This window comes from Citreimonas sp., from assembly GCF_042096055.1.
GTDB lineage: Bacteria > Pseudomonadota > Alphaproteobacteria > Rhodobacterales > Rhodobacteraceae > Citreimonas.
Genome location: NZ_JBELMH010000140.1, coordinates 1 through 4,664, shown reverse-complemented (window position 1 = coordinate 4,664; position 4,664 = coordinate 1). Strand labels below are relative to the sequence as shown.

General features: G+C 70.3%; 5 protein-coding genes and 1 pseudogene. 5 read left to right on the top strand and 1 reads right to left on the bottom strand.

What is annotated here, in order from left to right:
• The 5 genes from ACFDTC_RS17555 to ACFDTC_RS17535 all read left to right on the top strand — a co-directional run.
• The coding region (locus ACFDTC_RS17555; protein WP_375260170.1) for a twin-arginine translocation pathway signal at nt 1-351 on the top strand (351 nt) is incomplete at its 5' end.
• Nucleotides 348-962, top strand: coding sequence for a ferric reductase-like transmembrane domain-containing protein (locus ACFDTC_RS17550; RefSeq protein WP_375260169.1), 615 nt, complete (start codon nt 348-350; stop codon nt 960-962). The genes ACFDTC_RS17555 and ACFDTC_RS17550, both read left to right, overlap by 4 nt.
• 120 nt (nt 963-1,082) lie before the next feature.
• On the top strand, nt 1,083-1,562 hold the full coding sequence (locus ACFDTC_RS17545) for a VOC family protein (protein ID WP_375260168.1): 480 nt from the start codon (nt 1,083-1,085) through the stop codon (nt 1,560-1,562).
• 125 nt (nt 1,563-1,687) lie between these two features.
• Nucleotides 1,688-3,028 carry an ABC1 kinase family protein gene (locus ACFDTC_RS17540; RefSeq protein ID WP_375260167.1) on the top strand — a complete coding sequence of 447 codons (1,341 nt, stop codon included), beginning with the start codon at nt 1,688-1,690 and terminating at the stop codon, nt 3,026-3,028.
• A gap of 52 nt (nt 3,029-3,080) precedes the next feature.
• Entirely contained in the window at nt 3,081-4,295 is a 1,215-nt protein-coding gene (locus ACFDTC_RS17535; RefSeq protein ID WP_375260166.1) for an FAD-binding domain-containing protein, read from the top strand.
• 46 nt (nt 4,296-4,341) lie between these two features.
• Here the strand turns inward: ACFDTC_RS17535 and ACFDTC_RS17530 are convergent.
• A pseudogene (locus tag ACFDTC_RS17530) lies at nt 4,342-4,664 on the bottom strand (hypothetical protein); the annotation flags it as partial.

Genomic DNA, 4,664 nt, shown 5'->3' with positions numbered 1-4,664 from the left:
AACTACCGCCCCGGCGCCCCGATCGTGGAGCGTATCGGATCCGGCGGGTTCTGGATGACGGGCACCGTGCGGCGCGCAGGCGATGGCGCGCCCCTGCCCGGTCAGCGCATCCAGATCTGGGCGCACACGACCGAGGGGCACGAACGCGACTGGCACAGCCACGGCGCCACGGTGACGGACGCGAACGGCGTCTTCCGGCTGGAGATGCCGCAGATCGTGCCGGCGTTCGGGCAGCCGCACGGTCATCTCGCCTACGACAGCCCCGACTTCGAGACCGTGTTCCTGCGGCCGGTCATGTCGGACGCGTCGAACACCAGCCTCGAGGCGCATTTCGTCCTGCAGCCGGCTTGAAGGCCGCGACGCAAGGCACGGCTTCCGTTCTCCGGGTCGGTGCGGCCCGGGCCGCGGTGTTCGTGGCGGTGGCCGTCCCGTTCGCCCTTGCCGCATCCAGCCCGCTGCTGGCCTGGCGGGACTGGATCTACATCGCCGCGGGCTTCGCCGGGGTTGCCGCACTCGGGCTGCTGCTGGTTCAACCCCTGGTAATCTCCGACGCGCTCGGGCTGGATGGGATGCGCAAGCGGCGGGTTCACCGGATCGTGGGCGCGACGCTCGTGGCGCTCGTCGTCCTGCATGTGGGCGGGCTGTGGATCACGTCGCCGCCCGACGTCGTCGACGCGCTTCTGTTCACCTCGGCGACGCGGTTCTCGGCCTGGGGCGTGATCGCCATGTCGGCGCTGTTCGCGGCCGCCGGCCTGGCGATCGTCAGACGCCGCTTGCGCTACCGCACGTGGCAGCGCGCGCACCTGTCACTGGTCGTCGTGGTCGTCGCCGCCACGATCCCCCACGCCCTCCTGATCGAGGGCACGATGGAGACAATATCTAAGGTTGCGCTATGCGCCCTGGTGGCGGCCGCGACGGCGTGGGCCGTCTGGCGGGTGATGATCCGCCGCGGCGCAGCCTGAAGGGTTGGCGGACGACCTGCGGGGACGTCGTCAGACACCGAGCTGGCCTGCACACTTATTCCCCGCTTGTCCTCGGTCCCCTCGCAGACCTACGCTGCCGCGACAGTTCAAGGAGCGGCCATGGACACCATGACGAAGCCCTGCATCGGGCACACGCATCTCAAGGTCGCCGATCTCGAGCGGTCCGTCGCCTTCTGGCGCGACGTCATGGGCATGGACCTGGTCCAACGCTACGGCGACCAGGCCGCGTTCCTCTCGTGGGGCGGCTACCACCACCATATCGGGCTGAACACGTGGCACAGCGCGGGTGGCACGCCGCCCGACGAGCACCATACCGGCCTCTTTCACGTCGCGCTTCTGTATCCGACGCGGCACGCGCTGGCGGTGGCCGCCAATCGCGTCGCGGATGCCGGGGTCGACATCTACGGCCATGCCGATCACGGCGTCTCCATCGCGCTCTATTTCGACGACCCGGACGGCAACGGGATCGAGATCTACTGGGACAAGCCGCGCGACCACTGGCCCTGGCAGGACGACGGCAGCCTGAAGATGGGCAACGCGCGCTTCGACCTTAGCGCGTTCCTGGCCGAGGCGAGCTGATCCAGTCGAGCGGAACCCGGTATCTTCAGCGGCTATACCGACAACCGGCGCCGTTTTTGACGCCGTAAGATGGATTTCGCGCGCCGGGGTCCTACGCTTGCCACGGCAGACGGAGGGAACGCGCCTTGCCCAGGAACGACGACGAACGCGGCGCCGCGGTGCCGACCGGACGGGCGGCCAGGCTGCTGCGGTTCGGCGGCATGGCCTCGGGCATCGCAGGCGGCGCGGCGGCCGAGGGCCTGCGCGCGCTCTCGCGCGGCAGGCGGCCGGATCTGGCGCACGTGCTGTTCACCCCCACCAACACGGCGCGGCTGACCGACGGGCTGTCCGACCTGCGCGGCGCCGCGCTGAAGCTGGGCCAGATGCTGTCGATGGACACCGGACTGGTGCTTCCGGACGAGCTGACCGCGATCCTCGCCCGGATGCGCGACGATGCGCGGCACATGCCGCCCAAGCAGCTGCAGGCCGCCCTCGACGCCGAATGGGGTCCTGGCTGGTATCGCCGCTTCGCCCGGTTCGACGTGCGGCCCTTCGCGGCCGCCTCGATCGGGCAGGTCCACCGCGCGGTGACGCACGACGGGCACGCGCTGGCGATCAAGGTGCAATACCCCGGCGTGCGCGCCAGCATCGACAGCGATGTCGACAACGTCGCGACCCTTCTGCGCCTGTCGGGGATGCTTCCGCGCGGCATGGATATCGCCCCGCTCCTGGCTGAGGCCAAGCGCCAGCTGCACGCCGAGGCGGACTACGCCGCCGAGGCGCGGCACCTGGCGCGTTTCGGCGCGCTGCTTGCCGGGTCCGACACCTTCGCGGTCCCCGGCCTGCATTCCGCGCTTTGCACGCCGCAGGTGCTGGCCATGGATTACATGGAAAGCGTGCCGCTCGACACGCTCGTCGATGCGCCGCAGGCCGAGCGGGACCGCGTCGCGGCGGCGCTGATCGACCTGGTGATGCGCGAGCTGTTCGTCTTCGGCGCGATGCAGACCGATCCGAACCTGGCCAATTACCGCATCGATCCGAAGACCGAGCGGATCGTGCTGCTGGACTTCGGCGCCGTGCAACCGGTCTCGGCCGAGCTCGCCGCCGATTTCAGCGATCTCGCCCGCGCGGCGCTCAGCGGCGACGCGGACGAGACGCGACAGGCCATGCTGCGCGTCGGCTATTTCGACAGCACCACCGCCCCGCGCCACCAGCGGCTGATCCAGTCCATGTTCGACACCGCCATGGGCCCGCTGCGGCAGGCCGAGCCGTTCGACTTCGGCCAGAGCGACCTGCTCGCGCGGCTGCGCGACATGGGCCTTGCCCTCGGCAACGACCGCGACCTGGCGCATGTGCCGCCGGCGGCAACGCTGTTCCTGCACCGCAAGATCGGCGGCATGTACTTGATGGCGGCACGCCTGCGCGCGCGGGTCGCGTTGCGGCCGATGCTCGTGGCGTATTGCGACACGGCCACGCGGCCACGTTGAAAAGCCCGCGGCACGCGTCATCTTCCGACCCGACCGACATTCGCTGGACACGATGACCGACTGGACCCCGACCCGCGCCGAAGGTGACCGCATCCTGGCCGGCTTCACCCCACGCATGGGCCGACGCTATGCGAACGGCCGCAACACCGACCGTGGCCCCGGCGCGCACACGGCGGTGTCGACCCTGTCACCCTATCTGCGCCGCCGCCTTGTGCTGGAACGCGACGTCGTGGCGGCCGCGCGCGGCGCCCACGGGTCCGACGCCGACAAGTTCGTGCAGGAGGTGTTCTGGCGCGGCTACTTCAAGGGATGGCTGGAGCGCCGCCCGCAGGTCTGGACCGCCTATCGCGACGGCGTCCGAAGCGACCTCGCGATGCTGGAGAGCGACCGCCGCCTGCGCCGCGAGGTCGAGCGTGCCGTGAACGGCCGCACCGGGCTCGCGTGCTTCGACGCCTGGGTGGCCGAGCTGGCAGAGACCGGCTATCTGCACAACCATGCCCGGATGTGGTTCGCGTCGATCTGGATCTTCACCTTCGGGCTGCCGTGGCGGTTGGGCGCGGACTTCTTATTGCGCCATCTGCTCGACGGCGATGCGGCGTCCAACACGCTGAGCTGGCGCTGGGTGGCGGGCCTGCACACGCGGGGCAGGCCCTATGCCGCGGATGCGCAGAACATCGCCACGTTCACGAGCGGACGCTTCACGCCGCGCCAGTCCGACCTGGCCGAGGTGACCCGGGGGCTCGAGGCGACCGAACCCGACGGGCTGCCGCCCGTTCAGCCGCTGCGCCCGGTGGTGCCGCCGGACGCGACCAGGCCGACCGCCCTGCTGATCACCGACGAGGATTGCCGGGTCGAGGATTTCGACCTAGGCGCCCTCGATATCCGCGGGATCGCCACGCTTGCGTCCAGCCACCTGCGTTCGCCGCTCGCGGTGTCGGATCGCGTCTGCCGCTTCGAAGATGGCGCACTGGCGGATGCCGCGTCGCGGGCCGGCGCGGCGCCGGCCGTCATGCGTGCGGACGATCCCTCGGCACTGGCGCACTGGGCCGACCGTACGGGCGCGACGCAGATCGCGACAGCCTACGTGACGCGCGGGCCGCTGCACGACTGGCTGGAGCAAGCGGCCCCCGTCCTCGACGCGCGCGGGATCGCTCTGCGCGAATGGCAGCGTGACTGGGATGCCGCGATCTGGCCGCATGCCACCGCCGGCTATTTCAAGGTCAAGAAGGCGATCCCGCGCATCCTCGAACGGGCCGGCGTGGCATGACCCCGACCCTGACCATCCGCCCGCACGACATCGACCGACGCCGGATCTAGGGCAGGTCCCGCAGCGGATCCCGATCCACGCCAGAGGCGCGATGCCACGCGAACACATCGCCCGAATTGGCCGCGTCGGGAAGCGCGCGCAGCATGGTGTGCATCGCGTCGCGGTCGACCCACCCCGGCGGTCGAAGCGCATGGTCTTCGCCGAGGCTGAGGGCGAAGGCGTAATCGCCCAGATGCGACAGCCGGTCCACGCAGGCATGGCCGACATCGCGGCGCAGCGTCGTGATCTCGAAGGACAGCGCGCGCAGCGGAACGCTCAGCCCGGACAGCACGTCGGCTTCGTGCCCCTCGACGTCGATCTTGACGAAAT